Origin of the sequence: Trichocoleus sp. AS-A1 (assembly GCF_039962015.1) — a bacterium.
In the GTDB taxonomy this organism is placed as follows: domain Bacteria; phylum Cyanobacteriota; class Cyanobacteriia; order Cyanobacteriales; family FACHB-T130; genus FACHB-T130.
Genome location: NZ_JAMPKG010000009.1, coordinates 61,304 through 81,546, shown reverse-complemented (window position 1 = coordinate 81,546; position 20,243 = coordinate 61,304). Strand labels below are relative to the sequence as shown.

General features: G+C 49.4%; 17 protein-coding genes. 9 read left to right on the top strand and 8 right to left on the bottom strand.

All coding sequences use genetic code 11. The features are described 5' to 3' along the window. Positions 1 to 73: 73 nt before the first annotated feature. Together NC994_RS09205 and NC994_RS09200 are read left to right on the top strand one after the other, a co-directional pair. Entirely contained in the window at positions 74 to 1,012 is a 939-nt protein-coding gene (locus NC994_RS09205) for a M23 family metallopeptidase (RefSeq protein WP_190431964.1), read from the top strand. A 496-nt stretch (positions 1,013 to 1,508) separates the two neighbouring features. After that, positions 1,509 to 2,066, top strand: coding sequence for a late competence development ComFB family protein (locus NC994_RS09200; protein ID WP_190414972.1), 558 nt, complete (start codon positions 1,509 to 1,511; stop codon positions 2,064 to 2,066). 74 nt (positions 2,067 to 2,140) lie between these two features. Here NC994_RS09200 and NC994_RS09195 read toward each other — a convergent pair whose 3' ends face one another. Both NC994_RS09195 and NC994_RS09190 read right to left on the bottom strand, forming a co-directional pair. Continuing rightward, positions 2,141 to 2,794 (bottom strand): L,D-transpeptidase family protein, encoded by a 654-nt coding sequence (locus NC994_RS09195; RefSeq protein ID WP_190414971.1) that lies wholly within the window; start codon positions 2,792 to 2,794, stop codon positions 2,141 to 2,143. A gap of 120 nt (positions 2,795 to 2,914) precedes the next feature. Further along, entirely contained in the window at positions 2,915 to 4,900 is a 1,986-nt protein-coding gene (locus NC994_RS09190; protein WP_190431961.1) for a DUF1565 domain-containing protein, read from the bottom strand. A gap of 565 nt (positions 4,901 to 5,465) precedes the next feature. Here NC994_RS09190 and NC994_RS09185 point away from each other — a divergent pair. The 3 genes from NC994_RS09185 (at position 5,466) to NC994_RS09175 (ending at position 8,133) form a co-directional block, all read left to right on the top strand. Beyond that, positions 5,466 to 6,575 carry a thiamine phosphate synthase gene (locus NC994_RS09185; protein WP_190432152.1) on the top strand — a complete coding sequence of 370 codons (1,110 nt, stop codon included), beginning with the start codon at positions 5,466 to 5,468 and terminating at the stop codon, positions 6,573 to 6,575. Further along, on the top strand, positions 6,568 to 6,789 hold the full coding sequence (thiS, locus tag NC994_RS09180) for a sulfur carrier protein ThiS (protein ID WP_190414969.1): 222 nt from the start codon (positions 6,568 to 6,570) through the stop codon (positions 6,787 to 6,789). Before NC994_RS09185 ends, thiS begins: the two co-directional genes overlap by 8 nt. A gap of 339 nt (positions 6,790 to 7,128) precedes the next feature. Continuing rightward, a complete protein-coding gene (locus NC994_RS09175) occupies positions 7,129 to 8,133 on the top strand; it encodes a DUF1517 domain-containing protein (RefSeq protein WP_190414968.1) in 1,005 nt (334 codons plus the stop codon). A 335-nt stretch (positions 8,134 to 8,468) separates the two neighbouring features. On the opposite strand, the gene NC994_RS09170 is transcribed toward NC994_RS09175, so the two are convergent. The 3 genes from NC994_RS09170 to NC994_RS09160 all read right to left on the bottom strand — a co-directional run bounded on the left by NC994_RS09170 (position 8,469) and on the right by NC994_RS09160 (position 11,859). Next, positions 8,469 to 9,320 (bottom strand): ABC transporter permease, encoded by an 852-nt coding sequence (locus NC994_RS09170; protein ID WP_190431958.1) that lies wholly within the window; start codon positions 9,318 to 9,320, stop codon positions 8,469 to 8,471. Between the two features lie 451 nt (positions 9,321 to 9,771). After that, positions 9,772 to 10,632, bottom strand: coding sequence for an ABC transporter permease (locus NC994_RS09165; protein ID WP_190432150.1), 861 nt, complete (start codon positions 10,630 to 10,632; stop codon positions 9,772 to 9,774). Positions 10,633 to 10,821: 189 nt separating this feature from the next. Further along, on the bottom strand, positions 10,822 to 11,859 hold the full coding sequence (locus NC994_RS09160) for a spermidine/putrescine ABC transporter substrate-binding protein (RefSeq protein WP_190415041.1): 1,038 nt from the start codon (positions 11,857 to 11,859) through the stop codon (positions 10,822 to 10,824). Positions 11,860 to 12,194: 335 nt separating this feature from the next. Here NC994_RS09160 and NC994_RS09155 point away from each other — a divergent pair, with 335 nt between their 5' ends. Beyond that, positions 12,195 to 12,395 carry a hypothetical protein gene (locus NC994_RS09155; RefSeq protein ID WP_190431956.1) on the top strand — a complete coding sequence of 67 codons (201 nt, stop codon included), beginning with the start codon at positions 12,195 to 12,197 and terminating at the stop codon, positions 12,393 to 12,395. A gap of 92 nt (positions 12,396 to 12,487) precedes the next feature. On the opposite strand, the gene NC994_RS09150 is transcribed toward NC994_RS09155, so the two are convergent. After that, the gene (locus NC994_RS09150) at positions 12,488 to 13,615 is read right to left on the bottom strand and encodes an ABC transporter ATP-binding protein (protein WP_190426068.1); all 1,128 of its coding nucleotides are present in this window, start codon (positions 13,613 to 13,615) and stop codon (positions 12,488 to 12,490) included. A gap of 394 nt (positions 13,616 to 14,009) precedes the next feature. Between NC994_RS09150 and mrdA the strand changes: the two genes are divergently transcribed. Then, the gene (gene mrdA, locus NC994_RS09145) at positions 14,010 to 15,806 is read left to right on the top strand and encodes a penicillin-binding protein 2 (RefSeq protein WP_190414963.1); all 1,797 of its coding nucleotides are present in this window, start codon (positions 14,010 to 14,012) and stop codon (positions 15,804 to 15,806) included. 96 nt (positions 15,807 to 15,902) lie between these two features. Here mrdA and NC994_RS09140 read toward each other — a convergent pair whose 3' ends face one another. Next, positions 15,903 to 17,300, bottom strand: coding sequence for a DUF4335 domain-containing protein (locus tag NC994_RS09140; protein WP_190431954.1), 1,398 nt, complete (start codon positions 17,298 to 17,300; stop codon positions 15,903 to 15,905). A gap of 204 nt (positions 17,301 to 17,504) precedes the next feature. Beyond that, positions 17,505 to 18,131 carry a DUF3038 domain-containing protein gene (locus NC994_RS09135; RefSeq protein ID WP_190414961.1) on the bottom strand — a complete coding sequence of 209 codons (627 nt, stop codon included), beginning with the start codon at positions 18,129 to 18,131 and terminating at the stop codon, positions 17,505 to 17,507. A gap of 399 nt (positions 18,132 to 18,530) precedes the next feature. On the opposite strand from NC994_RS09135, the gene NC994_RS09130 reads away from it, so the two are divergent. Further along, complete coding sequence (locus NC994_RS09130; protein ID WP_190426067.1) at positions 18,531 to 19,043, top strand: adenine phosphoribosyltransferase; 513 nt, start codon at positions 18,531 to 18,533, stop codon at positions 19,041 to 19,043. A gap of 108 nt (positions 19,044 to 19,151) precedes the next feature. After that, positions 19,152 to 20,213, top strand: a complete 1,062-nt coding sequence (locus NC994_RS09125) for an ABC transporter permease (protein ID WP_190414959.1) — start codon at positions 19,152 to 19,154, stop codon at positions 20,211 to 20,213. Positions 20,214 to 20,243: the final 30 nt, after the last annotated feature.

The window sequence follows — 20,243 nt, the reverse complement described above, 5'->3', positions numbered from 1 at the left end:
CCGCTAGTAATCAAGGTCATAGACAAGGTCATAGACGCTTTGTCAATTACTGGCTCGGAGAAAATTGCCTGTGATGTCGCTTAAGACTCTGCTTCAATCTCGCCATGACCGACGGCTGGTTTCTACACTCTTGTCCAGTCAAAAGTCCAAAGCGAACCGTAAAAACAAAGAATTCTTTCTGTTGCCTTTTGCTTTTTTAGTTTCTACTGCTTTGCCTGTCAAAGCTTTGCAGGTACAGGTGGCACCCAACAATCCCCAGCTTGGGGATACGCTCTCGGTCGTGATTCAGACGGATTCCTCTGGTTCGCAGAGTCCCACGGTTTCTTTCAAACAGAAGACTTACCGGGCGTTTTCCCTCGGTCAAAATCGCTTTCGAGTCTTGCTACCGACAACGCCTTTAGACAAGCCGGGAACGCTACAAATTCGGGTTGCTGGTGATGGGGAAGTCAAAAACCTGTCGTTGCCATTGCGATCGCGCAATTTCCCGGTGCAACGGATTACCCTACCCCCCGGAAAAGCCGGACAATCAGCAACCCAACTTGAACTCAACCGCGTGGCAGCTTTTAAAAATTTGGTGACGCCGCAAAAGTTCTGGAATGGTCCTTTTCTCAAGCCGAACCGAGGTAGCATCACCAGTATTTACGGGGTTCGCCGTTACTACAATGGCAAGTTTGCCAATGACTACTACCATCGCGGGGTTGACTACGCGGGTGGGTATGGTTCGCCGGTAACAGCACCAGCATCGGGAAGAGTGGCGCTGGTGGGACGGGTTGCTCAGGGTTTCCGAGTTCACGGAAATGTAATTGGGGTAGATCACGGTCAAGGCGTCACCAGTATTTTTATGCACTTGAGCCGGATTGATGTCAAGGAAGGGGATTTTGTAAAAGCGGGACAGGTGATTGGGGCAATTGGTTCAACAGGAGCTTCAACGGGTCCTCACTTACATTGGGGATTGTATGTCAATAGTCTTGCCGTTGACCCAGTACCTTGGAGAACTCAAGGAGTTGAATGAGGTTTTTTGAAGTTTTGATGAATTTTTTTAGGTTTTAATGTATTTGGTGTTGTATTGAGGAAAGATTGTGGCAGGGTTGCCTCTCCGAAACGAGATTGCGAAGCATTTTTCAATGTCTTCGACTATCCCACCGGGAGCTAGTGTAGGCTTTTCCGAAGCGAAAGCTTTGCGGACGGGGATTGTAGAGAGTCATCTGAGAAGCGTAAATGTTGAATAGCCTTTGGGAAAAATCCCGAAAATTCCCACTGTCAAAGCAATATTGTTAGTTCGCTAACCGACTGATGTTAAGCCTGCGTAGTTTTGCGTATTTGAGGCGCTGGTTATGCCAGGATAGATGAGTGGGCATGGGCGAAAAGACATCAACGCAGGTTTCGGCTTCGTTGAGGGCGTATCAACACTCGAAAACGGGCACGCACTTTTAGGGAAGCGGTAATCCCTGCCTCGCTTTCCTAGCCAACCAAAACAGTTTGGATGGGGTATCCAGCAGGATTTTTAGATGAGTATTGAAAAAATTGTTGAACAAGCCCTGCAGGATGGTTATCTGACGCCAGCGATGGAAGCAGAGGTAGGGCGCATCTGTGACACGGCTTCTGAGCTTTCGATTGAAGAATACATGGCTCTAGACCGTCTGATGGGCGCACTGTTAACTGGGGAAGTGGTTGCAGTTCCTCGAAAACAGTTCATCAATGTCATGGAAGAGTTGGTGCTGACGGAAGCGATCGCTAGAGTCGCAGAAATTGAGGCAACCAGCGATCGCGTTCTAGATGTCGGCGATATTGCCGCCTACGCGCTCAATCGCTTGCCTCCGCTGTATGCCACGACGGAGGAAGGTGCTAGCTATCAGCGAATGCGGGCAAAGGATGAACTTCAAGAGCTGATTACCCAGCAAGTGAGCGAAGCGATCGCCCGGAATCTGGATCGTCCCGAATTTTTCCCAGAACGGCAAGCGCTCAGCAAAGCGAACGACAGTGACGTGTTCAAGCAGGTGAGTTCCTTACTCCAAACCTACGCACCTAGCTTTGAACCTCAATCCAGTAACCATAGCAACGAATAATGGAAGAGTTATAAATGATGAATTTTGAGTTTTGAGTGATTAATTCAGAACTCAAAACTCAAAACTTTTCCCTCCTACCTGCGAACCAGTACGAGTGTCCCTTTCGCGACCTGCTGATAAAGCATCCGAATATCTTGATTTCGCATTCGCAAGCAGCCGTGGGAGACTGCTTGCCCGATCAGGTGTTCTTCGTTGGTGCCGTGAAACCCAATTTGATGACGCCCATCCGACCAAAAACCAATCCAGCGATCGCCTAAGGGATTATCATTCGCCCCAGATGGGATAACTTCACCCGTAATCGGTTGACGCCACGCCGGATTTTGGTTCATTTGCAAAACTTGGAACGAACCCGTGGGCGTTTCCCAACCTAACTGCCCCACCGCTACGGGGTAACTGGCTTGCAGCCGATCGTCACGGTAGACATAAACTAAGCGATCGCTCAAATCGACAACGAGATGCGATTGCCAAGCGGATGCCGCCTGAGCGGTTTCTAGCACTGAATATTCCCGATCGGTTGAGCGGCTATTTGAAGAGCGATTTTTACTCCACAAGTCTCCAAGCTGCCAACTTGCCAACTTGCCGACTTGGCGCTGACTCCGAATCGGGGAATCCAAGCTGACGGTCGTCACCCTTGAAAAACTTGTCCGCCTAGAAACTGAGAACAACACCACCGCTGTTCCAAAACAAATTAGCATCAAGCTTCGAGAGAGCGACTCATCTCTTGGCATAGCGGTATGAGCTAAGAATGATTACGGGTCAAAATAACCAACTCTAGAACATTGGGTCGTGGGTAATCATCCGGGGTCAATGACAACGGACAATTAACCATCAACCCCTGACAAACAATATTAATTCCTTGACTCAATCGTGGCTGCTAAACCTTTCGTGTTGAGCATTTGCTGCATTTCCAAAGCGCGATCGCGGGTGCTAAAAGCTCCCGCCTGCATCACCGTCCGACCGTTGGAGCGCGTGCGGAAGGCATCGGGTGCAAGCGATCGCACTAAAGCCTCTTGACGCGAATTTTGAGCCTCCACCACAACCCGATAACGCAAACCTAGAGCCTGTTGACTACCGCCCGCTCGGCGGGGCACTCTCCCGCTAGCAGCCCGACTGTTGCCGATATTCCCCAAAGGAACATCAGGACTCGGCACTGGCAGCAAATCGGAGGAAGCCGAAGCTTGGAGAGGCTCCTGTGGTGCTACCCCGAAGTCCAGAGTCTGGGGGGCAGGCGACGGTTGAGACGGGGCGGATGACGGTAGCGCCGGTAATGTAGAAGCTGACGACGGTAGCGCTGGTAATGTCGTCGCTCTGGGCGACCGGGAAGTCGGCAACGGCGACCGAGCAACCGGAGGCGGCGCGGGAATTTCTAGGGGTGCAGTCTGGGGCACAGGCGATATCGGCAAGGGAGACGCTGTCGCTCTGGGCTGCTGGGGCGGCACCACTGGCGGCATCACCGGCGCTACCACTGGTGGCAGCACTGGTGGCGACAAGGTCGGTAATCCATAAGCTGACGTTCTTGCTGCCTGGGAGGTTGGGGCAGGCGGCTGAACGGAAATTTTAATCCCAGTGCTGTCGGTGGGTGCCGATTGTACTGGAGTTAAAATCTCTGAGTTCGGGCGGTTGGAGAGGCGTGGCAAAGATTGAGAACTTCCACCATTCCTCGCTAGTGGCTGAATCGGTGCCAGGGCTTCCTGTGGCGGCAGAGAAGGGGAGGGAAGCGGTTTCAGAAGACCGCTGGCAATGGGAGCCTCTACAAGCGGGGTGGGCGGGATTGCCATGCCCGTTAGGTCAATGCGTCCTGCCGTTTTGGCAGTGATCTCATTCCCATAGGCAGGAATCTCCTGGCTTGAAGCCTTGGTGTTAATGTCCAATAGACCATTAGCACGAAAAATATTGCCTCCCGGTTCGCCAGCCGTTCCTAAATCAGGACGAGCTTGAGAAACTGCCACTAACCCATAGCGAGTGTTGTTTTCAATAATATTATTCCGGAGAACGGGTGTTGCCTTGGTTTCGACGACGACCCCATCTTTGTTGCCACTGATGCGATTGGCAATTAGCTGCGGGGCAGCATTATGACCGATACTAATGCCAAATCCCGTATTTTCAAAGACATTTTCCCGCACTTCCGGTCGGGAAGTCCCGTAAATCGTAATCCCATTGCCCCCGTTTTCATAGAAGTAGTTGTTGCGAATGCTGGGGGCACTGTTGCCAGTGACGGCAACTCCATCATGCTTACTTCCCGTAAAGGTGTTATCCGCCACCATCAGACTGGTGGATTCAATCCAAAGACCGTAACCTCGTGGATTCGGATTCGTCACCGTGACGCCCATCAACCCCGCCTGATTTGCCCCAGCGATCGCTATATTTTGACCGCCAAAGAAACGACTGAGGAACTGACCGCCGCCAAGGATGACAATATTCTCCCCTTTGGTGCCGCGATCGCCCTGAATCGTTACACCGGCTTTGAGTCTTAAAGGAAAGGTTTCACCCGTTTCAGTGCTGTAGGTGCCGGGTACCAGTACGATGGCGGTGTTCGGCTGAGCGACCTGCAAGGCATGAGTAATCGTTTGGAACGGTTCCTGCTCGCCTCCAGTGCCATTACTGTCATTTCCCGCAGCGGGGTTGACATACAACCGATTCATTTGTGACATCTGCGTCTGCCCATCCGGGGGAACCTGAGCCACTGTCGGCTGTGCCTGGATTGCGGTAACGTCCAGCCAGGGGATTGCGATCGCAGTCACTAATCCTAGGAAAATGCTACTGGTACGAATAGACGGGCGGCATTTTCTGACTAGGGCATTCAATTGACGATTGTGGGGGCATTTCAAACTCACGGCTCTACTCCTCTCAAGTTGGCACTGCAATATCGGTAAAGGCTGATGGAAGAAAGCACCTAGTTTTAGTCTATGCACCCCTATTTTGGGATAGAGGCTACCCGTTTGTTTACATTTCTTACATTTCTAAAAAGACCCCAACCGCTAACAGCTCATCAACCTGAGCATCCTCTTCAAAGCGAGGAATTCGATGGGCATTCCAAAAGAAAATTCTGTGGGGGCATTCTTTGAATGATAATACTGCTGTTAAACGTTCTTAAATAGGTAGGTACAAAAAATTAGAAACCCGTAGGCTAAAGAATTGGGATAAGGACGCTACTTGCTCCTAACCCATAGACGAAATGTTACTGACTTAGTTCACATGACTTAGTTCACAATCCGCACGATATCAGCATTGTTCATTTTGCTCAACCTTGTTAATCCCCGCATACTATTTTTTATTCAGTTGGATAAAATATATGGGGCAATTGAGAAAATTTGGTTGGTACGTGCTACCCTGTCACTTCACAGATTTCAGAAATTAGGAAACTAGACTGCTACGATGAAAAATAATGGAGTGGTTGCGATGGGCGAGAAACACAGCGTTCGAGAGCCAGTTGGGGACTTGCTCATACAAGCACAGCCAGCGGTTTGCCGCATTCTAGACGCCAATTTAGACCGAGCCAGAGAGGGCTTGCGGATTATCGAAGAATGGTGTCGCTTTGGCGTGAATAGCTCCCAATTAGTCAATGAATGCAAGCAAATGCGACAGGAGCTAGCCAAATGGCATGGCATGGAGCTTCGGGCTGCACGGGATACCCCAGGGGATGCGGGCACGGAGTTGACCCATCCTCAAGAACAACAGCGCTCTAGTATTCAGCAGCTGTTGCAAGTCAATTTTGCTCGTGTGGAAGAAGCCCTGCGGGTGCTGGAAGAATATAGCAAGCTTTATGACCCCGACCTCGGCTCGGCGGCAAAGCAATTACGCTATCGGGTGTATACGCTGGAGAGCAATTTGCTGGCTTACCGACGACATCAGGTGCTGTTGCGATCGCATCTATACCTCGTTACTTCTGCCTCAGAACAGCTATTTTCCATCGTTGAAGCCGCCCTGCAAGGGGGACTGACTCTGGTACAGTATCGCGAAAAAATTGCCGACGATTCTGTGCGAGTCGCCCACGCTTCCAAACTCCGCCAGCTATGCCATCAATACGGTGCCCTGTTTATCATGAACGACCGGGTGGATCTGGCTTTGGCAGTGAATGCCGATGGCGTGCATCTGGGACAACAAGATATCTCCATCGCCCTCGCCCGACAGTTGCTAGGGCCACAACGCCTGGTTGGTCGCTCCACCACGAACCCGGAAGAAATGCAGCGAGCTATCCAGGAGGGTGCTGACTATATCGGAGTTGGCCCCGTTTATGAAACTCCAACCAAAGTAGATAAAGCTGCTGCTGGGCTAGACTATGTCCGCTATGCGGCCGAAAATGCCTCGATTCCCTGGTTTGCCATTGGGGGCATTGATGCGAATAACTTAAATGATGTGCTGGAGGCGGGAGCCGAACGAGTGGCAGCGGTTCGCGCCATCATGCAGGCAGATCAGCCGATGTTAATGACTCAGTATTTCCTCTCCCAGCTGAGTCGTCTGCAAACTCTCCGCTCTGTTGATGTTCGCGTTCCCCAATCTTATGTTTAGTCCGTCTGGTCAAATCACGCTGCAAGTGAATGGGGAACCCCGCACCTGCCCGCCCGACACTAAATTGCCCCAGTTGTTAGAGCATCTGGGGTTAAATCCTCGCCTAGTGGCGGTTGAGTACAACGGTGAGATTCTCCATCGACAGTTTTGGTCGCAAACGGAGATCAAAGAGGGGGACGCGATTGAAATCGTCACCATCGTCGGCGGCGGCTAATTGGAACCTCAGAGATGAAGATTGAACAAGGAATGGCTGAAGATAAATTCCCGGTTGTTTCTCGGAAAACAGCCACAAGATTTACTCCCCATACTGTACTTTTCATCTGTGGTTTCTAGTCCAGTTCCTGGGTAACGCACAGCGATTCGCGTTATCCCTCATCCGTCATCCTTTCGAGTACGGATTCCCCGTGAGGAAATCCGCCCCGCATTGATCCCGCGCCAGTCGGGTGGAGGCGATACATTAAAGATGTAGCTCGGATCGCTCGATAGTTAGGAAGATGCTAGGAGTTGCTGCCAGCCGCTACAGTTTTAATCAGATTGAATAGGCACAGTATGTATGCGTAATAAACTGCTTTCAGCAATTAAACCCCTTTTGAAATCTTTGTTCGTCTTTGGTCTGATCCTTACCCTGACGCTAGGTCATGCTGACGGAGCTTTAGCAGCTCGCTCAGGCGGTCGGATTGGAGGGGGTTCCTTTAGAGCGCCCAGCCGCAGCTATTCGCCTCCTAGCCGCACCTACGCGCCACCATCCGGCGGATATTATCCGGCTCCTTATCCTGGGGGTGGATTTGGGGGTGGATTTGGGTTCCCGTTGCTATTTCCCTTCTTTGGCATCGGGGGCGGATTTGGCGGTCTGTTTACAATTTTGATTTTCCTGGGAATCGCTAACTTCTTGGTTTCCAGCTTCCGCCGCGTTGGTGTTGGCGACGCAGGTGAAGCCGATTCGCTGGGCTACGGCAATCCCAAAGTTTCTGTGGCAGAGGTGCAAGTGGGTCTTTTGGCAGAAGCTCGCAGCTTGCAAGGAGAATTAGACGAGTTGGCGCGTACATCTGATATGAGTTCCGCCATCGGTCGTGCCCAAGTGCTTCAAGAAAGTACCCTAGCTTTGCTACGTCACCCGGAATACTGGGTGTATGGGGCAGCAGAATCTCAGCAAACAGCGTTACAAGCCGCAGAAGCCAAGTTTAATCAGCTAGCTCTGGGTGAACGCAGCAAAGTCACCGAAGAGACTCTCTCGAACGTCAATAATCAGCTCAAGGCAGCAACGCCCAAAGCATCTTTACCGGCGGGATCTGAGGAAGCTGGCAAGCTGGCAAATCAGATGATGGCAGAAGGCCCTAGTGAATACATTATTGTGACGATTTTGGTGGGTGCCGAAGGCAATCTGCAACTGCCGAAAATCAACAGCACTGACGATTTGCGTCAAGCCTTGCGTCAGATTGGTGGCATCGGGAGCGATCGCCTACTTGCAGTAGAAATTCTCTGGGCACCTCAGGCAGAAGGCGACACGCTTACCTCTGATGATTTGCTGGCTGAGTATCCCAATCTCAAACTTGTTTAACCCTCAACGGATACGGGCACTCTTGCTATGCGCCCCTATCTATTTCTCCTGAAAAGGAGGCTGGTAATCAGCCTCCTTTTTCAATTTTGACAGCGGCTCAATAGGAGCCATTTATAATTTACTGTTTTCCCTTGAGCTGGTATTATTAGTATTAATTAAATAATGAAAATCTGTGCATTTTTTTAAAGCAAATTAACTTCCCATATAGGAAGAATTAAATTTAAGTTCATTGAATAATTTTACCAACAAATAGCTTAACTTATGACAATTTTTTGTTCATTGTTAAATTTTAAAATCCCGAAATAAGATGCAGTGACATCTCTACAAATTCAAAGCTATTTAAAGCGTTTTTGTTCGCTGCGGTAGCGGAGCAATTCAGCAACAAAAGCGACAAAACCTGACACAATCATCAGCATCACGCTGAGAGCGTTGATATCTGGTTTGACGCCAGTGCGGATGCGGCTAAAGATTTCTAGGGGTAATGTTGTGGCACCCGTACCGGCAGTGAAGCTAGCAATGAGAAAGTCGTCCATGCTGAGGACAAAAGCTAACAGGCAACCGGAAATAATTGCTGGCATTAATTCTGGAAGCAACACCTGGATAAAAGCTTGTACTGGCGTCGCTCCTAAATCGAGGGCAGCTTCTTCTAAATGGGGGTTTAAACCGCTAATTCGAGAAGAAACCACCAAGGCGACGTAGGCAAGACAAAAGACGACATGAGCTGCCACAATTGTCCACAAGCTCAACGGCATACCAATAACGGCTAAAAATACCAGAGTGGCAACAGCGATCGCAATATCGGGAATAATCAGCGGCAGGTAAGAAACGCCGCGATACAAGGTTTTCCCCGGAAAGGTATAACGGGCTAAACCAACTGCCATTATGGTGCCTAAGACGGCAGCGATCGCTACCGCACACAACGCCACGGTTAAGCTATTTTGCAGCGCCGTCAGGATACGGGTATCCTGAAACAGCCTCAGATACCATTTGAGGGTGAATCCTTCCCAGCCAGCGCTATAGGTAGACTCGTTAAAACTATAAAACGTCAGTACCAGAATGGGCAGGTACATATAAAAGAACATCAGCAGTGTGAAAATAACCTGCCAAGAAATACGAGGTTTATCCTGGGACTTCAACATAATCTCTAAAGGGATTTCCTCCTGCTGATGGCTGACGGTGCCTGTCATTCAATTTCACCATTTGTCGGATTTGCGATGCTGAACAGAGCAGCCACTTCGCTACACGCTCTATGCCAACTTTCTTCACTTTACTGGATGCGATTGAATCTTTGGAAGAGTGCGATCGCATCCAGTAAAGTGTATCGTCTCCGTAAATTTTGAATTTTTGTAGTATTTTATACTGCAATTTCGTGGATTAGGGTTATGCTTATAGAATGGGAATCCGTGCGTTCAGGTAAATCGATTTCTACGAACCGCGAAGACGCACTAGCGAAGCCATGCGCGTTAGCGCTATAGAGCGCCAAGGAAGAGGGGAAGAGAGTGAAAGGCTAGGAAAGAGTCCACGCCGAGGCAGTGACTACAACTCGAAAACTGTGATCGCTGCACCTAACAAACACTTAGAAATTCTCTGAAAATAATGGTGCGTTACGCTATTGCCAACGCACTTTCTACACAGGTCTTATTTTTGCGGTGTGCTATCGCCGTATTTAATTAAAAGCGCGATCGCTATACTGACGGCAAAAATTAATACCATACTCAAAGACGAGCCAAATCCCCAATTCTGAGTTGCGCCTAAAAACTGGTTATAAATCAAGCGAGATATCGTCATACTGGAGGCACCGCCCAGCAATTCCGGATCGACAAAATCCCCTAATGTGCTAATAAATACGAGCAAAGAACCCGCAGCAATTCCTGGTAGCGTTTGCGGGACAGTCACTTTCCAAAAAGTGTCAATCGGATTTGCCCCCAAATCCGCAGATGCCTCTAGCAACCGCCGATCCAGTTTTTCTACAGAAGCGTAAAGAATTAACACCATGTAAGGCAAATAGCTGTACCCCATCCCAATAAATACGGCTGAACTCTGGTTCAGCAACTCCAAAGCCGGAAGTCCTAAAGTCGTTAACATCGTGTTCAGGACACCCGTAGGACGCAAGATTGTAATCCAGGCGTAAGAACGCAGCAGCGATGATGTCCATAAAGGCAAGACAAAGCCTAGTAGCAGCAGATTTCGCCACTGTTTTGGTGCCATTTGACCAATCCAGTAAGCAACTGGGAATCCTAGTAAAAGGCAAACGATTGTAGTGCCAATTGCAAAAAATAGCGATCGCCCGATTACCTGCAAGTAAACTGGTTGAAACACCAGCGTATAATTATCCAAACCGCTGGGATTCACCACATCCCCAGGTCGGATTCCTGGTACTAGACTCAGCTGAAAAATCACCAGCGTTGGCAGCACTAGCAACAAACCCAACCAGATACCAGCCGGACCCAGCAGCGCCATTGGTTCCAACCACTTCAAGCCGGGGCGTCTGCTGCCCATTAGCACTGGCGATTCGATTCCATCAGAGGGAGTGGGATTGGGGATAGAGGGAGGAGACGTTGGGGTAGACACGACAGAAAAAAGTTTTGAGTTTTGAGTTTTGAGTTTTGAGTTATTAATGAAAGATGATTGATATGAAGTATCAATTGTTGCTTCGATTCATCATTCAAAACTCAAGATTATTTAATGTTAGCTGCTCGTCAATCGAGTCCAATAAGATTCATAAACTTCGGCAACTTTTCCAAGCGGCGCAACGCCTTCGCATTGGGCAAGTACCGCCTCTGCGGGAAATAAAATTTGATTGTTACGGATTTCATCAGGTAGCTGATTGTAGCCAGCTTGATTGGGTGTCGCGAAACTTAAACGTTCGCAAATCTGAGCGGCGACATCAGGTTGAAGCATAAAGTTGATCCAGGCATAAGCTCCTTCTGGATTGGGAGCTGTTATCGGAACAACCAGTGTGTCAGTCCACACCGAAGAACCACTCCGAGGAATTAGATATTGTAAGTTTTTGTTTTCTGGAATAATTTCATTGGCATCGGATGAAAATCCCATTGCCAGCAGCAAATCCCCTGTTAAAATTTGAGTTCTCCAGGCATCAGAGGTGAAAGAAGCAAGGGCCGGTTTGAGCGCCATTAACTTTTCATACGCCTGTTTAATCTGCTGCGGGTCTTTTGAGTTGTAAGAGTACCCCAGCATTTTCAACACCGCACCCATTACTTCCCGAACATCATTCAGCAAGGTCATCCTTCGAGAAAGTGCCTGCTGATTGTCCCAGAGATAATTCCAATCTGCTGGTGGTTGCTTCAGCTTCTGGGTGTTGTAAATGAGACCCGTTGTTCCCCAGCTCAGGGGTATGCTGTAGCGGTTTTCTGGGTCATAGACGGGATTCTGGAAGCGGGGAAACAACCGATCCAAACCTACGACGCGGGAGCGATCGATTTCACTGAGCAAGCCCAGTTCCACCATCTTCCTCACCGTATAGTCAGATGGGTAAATAATGCTGTAGTCCCCGCCTCCCAACGCTTGAATCCTGGCTAGCATCGCTTCGTTGGAATCATAGACATCAGCAATGACCTTGATTCCAGTCTCTTTGGTAAAGCGTTTTAACAAATCCTCATCGGTATAGCCAGCCCAAGTGTAGAGATACAATAACTTGTTGTTGGATGCATCAGAGTTGGCGGGTGCCGAGCGCACTTGGGCAAGCGTCCAGCCGCAACCAGACATTGCCAGTCCGAGGGTAGCAGCAGCTGACGTTTGTAAAAACCTACGTCGTGTTGAGTGTTGTGGGTTCGTCCGTTGAGCAGTTGGAGGCACGGGATTCAGCAAAGTTGCACGTCAATCGTCAAAATTTAGAAGAGGAAATTAAAAACTATCAAGGTGATTTTTTAGTTTTAATTTTTAATTTTTAATTTCTCTTTAACAGTATCTTACAGATTGCTCTATAGGGAGCGGTTCACCTAGTTCGGGCGTCAGTATTTTGATAGGCAAACATTAGATTTGTAGGGGTTTCTCAAATTTCCAGTCGTCATCCTGACTTTGAGGAGATAGCCCCGGAGTGATTGAATCGGTCGCTGAGTCAATTTGTCAAGTTCTGGGGGAAAGGAGCGCAAAATCAGTGCAGCAAAGGGCTGGCAGTCATCGATGGGAATGAATACTTTTTAATGTTTGGTGGTAGCCGGAAGCGATCGCTTCCGGCGTCTCTAGCCAACGACCAATGGGTTGACCGGGTTCCCCGAAAGCAAGCGCTCGCACTGGTCTGACCATGAGATTCTAACGCTTGTAGAAACTGCATTCAGCCCGGTCGCTGCTGGGAATGTCGGGAGACGTACGGGTAGCGATCGCTGCATTGGCTCTAAGTATTCATTGCCAGACAATCGGTAGCTGCCCAGTGAGCATAGATAGGGGTATGCAAGGCAGGCTCAATTCCCACAGTATTCATCTGCCGAACCGTTAAGCGATCGCCTGAAAGTAACTCCACCACATAATGAACATGAGTTCCCATGTACATCACGTGCTTCAGACGACCTTCAAAGCAGTTGATTGGCATCGCTGGCGGATAGAGACTCAGTTGAATCTTCTCTGGACGCACGCATACCACAACCTCCTGGACACCAATCTCATCCCAAGGCTCCAACGGCTGCACCACAACTGGCAAACCGCTTTTGGTGACAACTTTGAGCGTTGAGTAGTCAGAAGCTTCAATCCGCCCCTCAAACAGATTGGTATCCCCAATGAAATCCGCCACAAATGGCGTTTTGGGATGCTCGTAGATTTCAGTAGGCGAACCAATTTGCTCAATCTTGCCCCCGCGCATGACTGCAATCCGGTCGGAGAGACTTAGCGCTTCCTCCTGGTCGTGCGTCACCATCACAAACGTCAAACCGAGGTCTTGATGTAAATTGGATAATTCCACCTGCATTTGTTTACGCAGCTTCAAATCCAATGCCCCCAAAGGTTCATCCAGCAAAACCACCGCTGGACGATTCACTAGCGCCCGTGCTAAAGCCACTCGTTGCTGTTGTCCCCCAGAAAGCTGGGAAGGAAAGCGGTTAGCATAGGTTTCCATTTTGACCAGCTTCAGCGCTTCTTGCACTCGTTCGGCAATTTCGGTCCTGGGTCGCTTTTTAATCCGCAATCCGAAAGCAATATTTTCCCAAACGCTCAAATGGCTAAACAAAGCATAGCTCTGAAAGACGGTGTTCACCGGACGCCGGTGGGGCGGCACATGGTTCATCGTCTGCCCCTGAATCAGCACCTCTCCTGCCGAGGGAGTTTCAAACCCAGCCATTAAGCGCAAAGTTGTGGTCTTGCCACAGCCAGAGGGGCCTAAAATACTGAAAAATTCTCCTCGGTGGATCTCCAGATCAACCCCCCGGACTGCTGTTTCTCCATTGAATACCTTAAAAACCTTGCGGAGTTCCACATCCAGTTCATTTGTAGTCTCCGGAGAGCGTTGTTCTGCTAAAGAAGTTTGAGACATAGTTGATGATTCCCAGTGGCGATGCCCCACAGAGGTTTGAATTGCTCAACACACGCCGTCGCGTCTGTTTTGTGAAGGCTGAGCCGGTGATGCTTGGTTGAGCGTTGATTGCTAACTTTGGTTTATTTTAGCTGTCGGACTCAGTCCGATTGCGATTCGCTTAAAAATTTGCCATTCTTTGATTCGTTGAACCTGAAAAAGTACATAACAAAGTACAAGTGATTCCCGCTCTGTGCTGGATGCTATTTCCACGGCACCCATTTTCAGGACACCTCCAGTTCATCTTATTGAAGTGTGACGGTACACTATGTAGGAGCAATCCCTCTGTGAATTGCCGCCCACTCAAAATACCTTTTGTTTCCCTGTTTAGAGCCAATTTATTCAGCCTCCTGCTATGACCTTAATCGCTCGGTCTTCCTCAATTGGGCGTCAATCCACCCCCCGAACTGTGGGCCGACGTCTCCAATCTGTAATTATCATGTTGCTCGTTACCTTACTCTTGGCGGGTGGGATTGGCGCTCGTTTAGTTTTTTTACAAGTGGTTCAGGGGGAACGTAACCGACAGCTGGCAGAAAACAATCGGATTCGTTTGATTCCCAAACAGCCAGCCCGAGGCACCATTTTCGACCGCAAGGGAAGAGTTTTGGCGAGCAGTCGGCTGTCTCACTCGGTTTTTTTGTGGCCCATCGCCCGCAAGCAGAAGGATTGGCCTGCTACCCTCAGCCGCCTTTCGGAACTGTTAAATGTTCCTGAGAAAGAAATTCAAAAGCAACTAGAAAAAGCCGGTTATACCTCGACCTCGCTGTTACGAATTGCTCGTGACATCAATCCTGCCCAAATTACGGCACTTGAAGAGTACAGGAGCCAACTAGAGGGCGTAGAGGTGGATATTGAAGGGGTACGAAACTACCCCAACGCTGAGGTGGGCGCTCACGTCTTAGGGTATACGGGGGAAATGAACGATGAAGAGCTAGCCAAGATGAAAGATCAAGGCTACCGCTTGGGTGATGTGATTGGTCAGATGGGTGTGGAGGCAGCTTTTGAAAAACCGCTACGGGGAGAATGGGGCGGTCAACAAGTTGAGGTAGATGGTGCGGGTCAAGTGCTGCGGATTCTTGGTCAGAAAAAGGCGAAGGCTGGGAAGGATGTGCAGTTAACGCTGGATCTGGATTTGCAGAAGGCTGCGGAGCGGGCATTGGGCGATCGCAAGGGCGCAATCGTGGCAATGGACCCCAACAATGGGGCAATTTTGGCAATGGTCAGCCGCCCAGGCTTCGATCCCAACGTTTTCTCTAAGCGGATCACCCCAGAAACTTGGAAGAAAGTACAAAGTAAGGGCAACCCCTTCGTCAACCGCGCTTTAAGAGTCTTTCCACCAGCGAGTACCTTCAAGATTGTTACCGCGAGCGCTGCGATTGAATCGGGTAAATATTCTCCGAATACGGTATTAGCAACCTATCCTTACTTAACCGTCGGTGGGATTCGGTTTGGGGAATGGAACCATGCTGGATTTGGCCCCTTGGGATTTGTTGGGGCGCTAGCGATGAGTAGCGATACTTTCTTTTATCAGATTGGTAAAGGAATAGGTGGTCCCACCTTGATTGACTGGACTCGGAAGTATGGCTTTGGTCAAAAAACGGGGATTGAGTTAGCTTCAGAAGAATTGCCGGGGTTGGTTGCGGATGCAGCCTGGAAGGAGAAGCGATTGAAGCAGGAATGGACTATCGGAGACACGGTGAATATGTCCATTGGTCAGGGTTTCTTGCAAACGACGCCGCTACAAGTTGCCGTGATGTTTGCGGTTCCGGCAAATGGTGGCTATCGAGTTAAACCCCACCTGCTCAAAGATAATGAGGCGTCCAAAAACTGGCGAGAGTCCTTGAATATGAAACCAGAAACGCTAAGGGTGGTGCGCCAAGGACTCCGGAGCGTTGTGACTAGCGGCACTGGAAAAGCGGTGAATGCGCCAACGCTACCCCCGGTTGCCGGGAAGAGTGGTACGGCAGAGGCTCCACCAGGACTGTCTCACGCCTGGTTTGGTGCCTATGCGCCTGCGGACAAGCCAAAGATTGTAGTTGTGGCGTTTGCGGAACATTCTGGAGGCGGCGGCGGTAAGGTAGCAGCCCCAATGGTGTTAAAAGTTTTGGAGGCTTATTTTCAGGTCAAGAAACCTGTTAAACCCGTTAAGTAAATTGTGAGGGGTTAGTTGTTAGTGTTTAGAGGAAAGGCTAACAACTGACTCCTCACAACTGACTCCTCACAACTGGCTCCTGACTATTGACTGCTCTCAATTTCTCTGCAACGACCTAACTTCGATGGTGCCGTTGGGTGCGAACACCACTCTGAATTGGGCGAGGGGTTCCTGTGGGACAGCGTCTGGCGAGTTGCTCGGCTGGAAGAGTTTAGGCAGGGGAGTTTCATCCTCGTAATCAAAAGCTGGTTGATTCTGTGGCTCGTAATCGGCGACGACACCGTCTTTGTTTACGGCGACACGGTATTGTAAGCTCCGTGGAAAACTGGGAGTGGCTTGCCAATTTTGCTTGAGTTGTTCGGAAAGCCGAGCTTCTAAACTCTCTATCTGAGCTGAGTCGGTAATTTCTGGACCGAGGCTGGGCTTTTCTTTATACCCATACCAGGGGCTAACTTGCGGGACGCCTCGTCTAGTAAATACCACCCGGAACTGAGCCAGGGGTTCTTTGCTGATGTCGCTACCAGTGGCAGGGATATAGAGCAATTCTGGGAGCGGAGTTTCTTCTAAGCGATCGCGTGCGGCTGAGTTAACTGGCTTGTAACCCACCACAGCTCCGTCTTTCCCTACGCCCACCCGATAAACTAAGTCTTGCCGAAACTGGCGGCGGGTCGTCCACTTCTGATAAATGTTGTTTTGCAGTTTCCGTTGTAAGAAGTACAACTGGGTGGGATCGGTCAGCTCTGGTGCTGCTGTCACCAGGGTTTCCAAGTCGGTAGCTTCAGCGCTAGATGACGTGGGGCTTGCTGTCGGCTGCTCGGACGAGACAGGGCTAGCAGGGGTCGTTAAGCTGTTGGGCTGGGGCAAGGGATCTTTGAGGTTCTTGACTTCGGGAGGGGGAACCCTAGAAAACGCGATCGCTGCCAACGCCAAACTCGTGACCCCAACTGCTGCTGGTGCGGCGCGTTGTGCCACCGGCACTTCAGCCTTCGCATAGCGTTTCGGAACCGGCGCGATTGACAGCATGATGTCTGGCAGGGTGCGACCATCAGCCAGGAACTGATCCACCGCCTCCACCAAATCAAACAGCTGTACCGTCGTGATATCAACTTGCCTCGCTTGGACGGTTGTGGCTGTCCCACTGGATGCCCCACTATGAGTCGAGTCGCTACTATTTCCTGGCGACTGAACAATTAACCGATGCAGATGGGCATCTATTTTCTGAAACTGCACTAAGCTTGGCTTGTCTTTCAGACTATGGGAGTGAGGCACCCCACTCAAGAATTCTTGAGCATAGTTGCTGGCTGCTGTCACCAGGCTTTCAAAAAAGTCACGTCCTCCCGTTAATGGCTTCTCCTTACCCGCAAAATGGCACTCAGCATTAACCAGGATAGACATTAAGGGTCGGGTGTCCACCTGACCAGCAGCTGTAGCATCGCTTAACCCTTCTAGGATCAGCGTGCAGTTAGGCAGACTGTACGGACGGCGAATAGTCATTTTCAGTTGGTGATTGGTAATTGGTAACTGGTAATTCGGGAAAAAACTAATAGGTAATTGGGAATTGGTAACTGGTAATTTGGGGAAAGTTTTAAGTTTTGAGGATTGAGTTTTTAAGTTAAGAACTTTCTTCTCGTCTCAAAACGCAACATCAATGCTCATCACTCTTATTCTTGATTACCGATTACTCCTTTTCTATGAAAGTTACACTTCTCCATCAAAAAGGCTGCTCCAAAATCTTTGCATTCCAGACGTTCCCGTACAAAATAGCAGCTCGCTTAACAGCTCAATAGCCAGATTGTTTAACTTCTCATCAGAGTTATAGGCGGCGACACCAGCGCGTCGTGGATTCATTCGGCTCCGGAAGTGAGCGCGGAACCTTTCTAAATACTCAGACAAGCGAAAATGATGTTCTAATGGCACCTGCTTGTCACGCAGTTGTTGATAAGCCAGTAGCAGCTGCCGGATCAACACGGTTAACCGCCGTGCTAGATGGCAGACTAGGATCACCATCGCTTTGGCTTCATCCAGGGTTAGCAAACGGCGTGTATAAGATCGTCGTAGCGGGTTGCTGCTTCGGATTCGCCAAAGGTGTACCCGATTTTTGATAATTCCCTGGAGTTCCAAATCCTTCGCCACTGTCAGCATTGCTTCAGACCCTCCCAATTCCAGGGCTTCTATTGCTAGTAGCATCAGGTCAATTTGTAGCCGAGTTCGACGCGGACACCCACTTGACGACGAAATCGGTGGGTCAGGGAGATTGTCTAAAATCAGCGGCATTGACTCTCGTGGAGGACTGTTTAATGGCATTACGCTCACAGAAAGATTCATTCCAAATAGCAGGACAGTTGAACTGGTTGATGGCTCGCACGGGCTACAACGAATTGCATATGGAAATCAATGACTTTTGACGGTTACATTTGTGTCCATCTGCTATCCGATTATTTATATGCCCAGCTGGATTTTACTAAAATCAGGGTGTCGCGATCGGGATTGAAGCTTCGGGCAAGTGGATGATTTTGGAGGTGGTTGTACTTGAATCATATAGATACGACTACTCACACGCCTCAATAGCTGCCCGCTGGCTCTTGAGTGTTAGGAATGCTCCAAAACCGTGCAGCCTTCTAGTGTACGATTTTCCAGGTATATCCTTGCACATCCGGGGGAGATCCTGCCTCTGTGATGCAACGGATACCGAGTTTACCTACAACCCTCTTTTTACGAGCTGCTATGGATCTCAAGTCTCTGATACGCGACATTGCAGACTTTCCTAAACCAGGAATTCTGTTTCGGGATATAACGACGCTACTGCGAGATCCGGAAGGACTGCGCTACACCATTGAAACCTTAACCGAAAAGTGCGCCCAGTTGTCTCCAGAGTACGTCGTTGGGATGGAGTCGCGGGGTTTTATTATTGGGGCACCTCTGGCATACAAACTGGGAGTTGGGTTTATCCCCGTCCGGAAGCCTGGAAAGTTACCAGGTGCTGTTCACACGGTTGAGTATGAATTAGAGTACGGGATGGATCGCCTAGAGATGCATCAAGATGCTCTACATCCCGGAAGCCGTGTTTTGATTGTGGACGATCTGATCGCGACGGGTGGAACGGCAACGGCAACGGCTGAGCTGGTACAGAAAATTGGCTGCACCTTAGTAGGATTTGGATTTATCATCGAGCTAAGAGATTTAGGTGGGCGTCAACGACTTCCTGATGTGCCAATTGTGACGCTGGTTGAGTATTAGGGAGCAACTGCTCATGGCTAATTGCTAATTGCTAATGGAAAACAAGCTATTAAACAATTAGCGATTAGCAAGTTACAAAAATTTTGGCGATATGGGATTCTATATTTCATGACTTCTACTAGAAATTCTTCAGGTCAGAATGGGTTAACAGCTAGTTTAAATTGGCTCAAAAGGCTGGTTACAAGTGAAACTTTCCTCTACGTGGCAAAACGGCTATTACAGGCAATTTTGACTTTGTTTCTAGCCTCGACGCTGAGTTTTGCAATTAGTCAGATGGCTCCGGGAGATTATTTAGATACTTTGAGGCAGAATCCCAAAATTTCCCCGGAACGAATTGAGGAACTCAGGCAACAGTTTGGTTTGGATAAACCAGCGATTGAACAGTACCGACGGTGGCTGTGGCAGATTTTGCGCTATGGCAATTTTGGTACGAGTTTTGTCTATCAGCGTTCGGTGTCATCGCTGTTGTGGGAGCGTATCCAAGCGACATTGGAACTCGCGATCGCATCGGTGATTCTGACGTGGGCGATCGCGATTCCACTGGGGATCGTCGGTGCGGTTAACCAAAATCGCGCTAGCGATCGCCTCCTGCAAGTGCTGAGCTACGCCGGACAAGGGTTTCCCAGCTTCATCACGGCGCTAGTGTTGCTAATTTTCGCCCAGTACACTTCACCCCTATTTCCAGTTGGTGGCAGAACCAGCATCAATCACGCTGATTTATCCTGGTTCGGCAAAATTTTGGATATCGGTTGGCACATGATTTTACCCACCCTAGCGCTGAGTGTCACCAGTTTTGCAGGTTTGCAGCGAATTACCCGGGGAGAATTACTCGATGTTCTCCGCCAAGACTATATCCAGACAGCTCGTGCCAAGGGACTCCCCGAAGACCGGGTGATTTATGTTCATGCCCTCCGCAATGCGATTAATCCCCTAATAACGCTCTTAGGATTTGAGTTTGCCAGTTTGTTAAGTGGGGCATTTATTGCCGAATTTTTCTTCAATTGGCCGGGATTAGGACGGTTGATTTTACAGGCAGTTACTATCCAAGACATTTACTTAGTCATGGCAAGTTTAATTATGGGAGCGGTGATGCTGATTGTCGGCAATCTTATCGCTGATTTGTTGCTAAAAGTAGCCGATCCGAGAATTAAGTTGGAAAATCTTAAATGAGGAAATGGCTAATGGTTTCTTCCCGTCCAA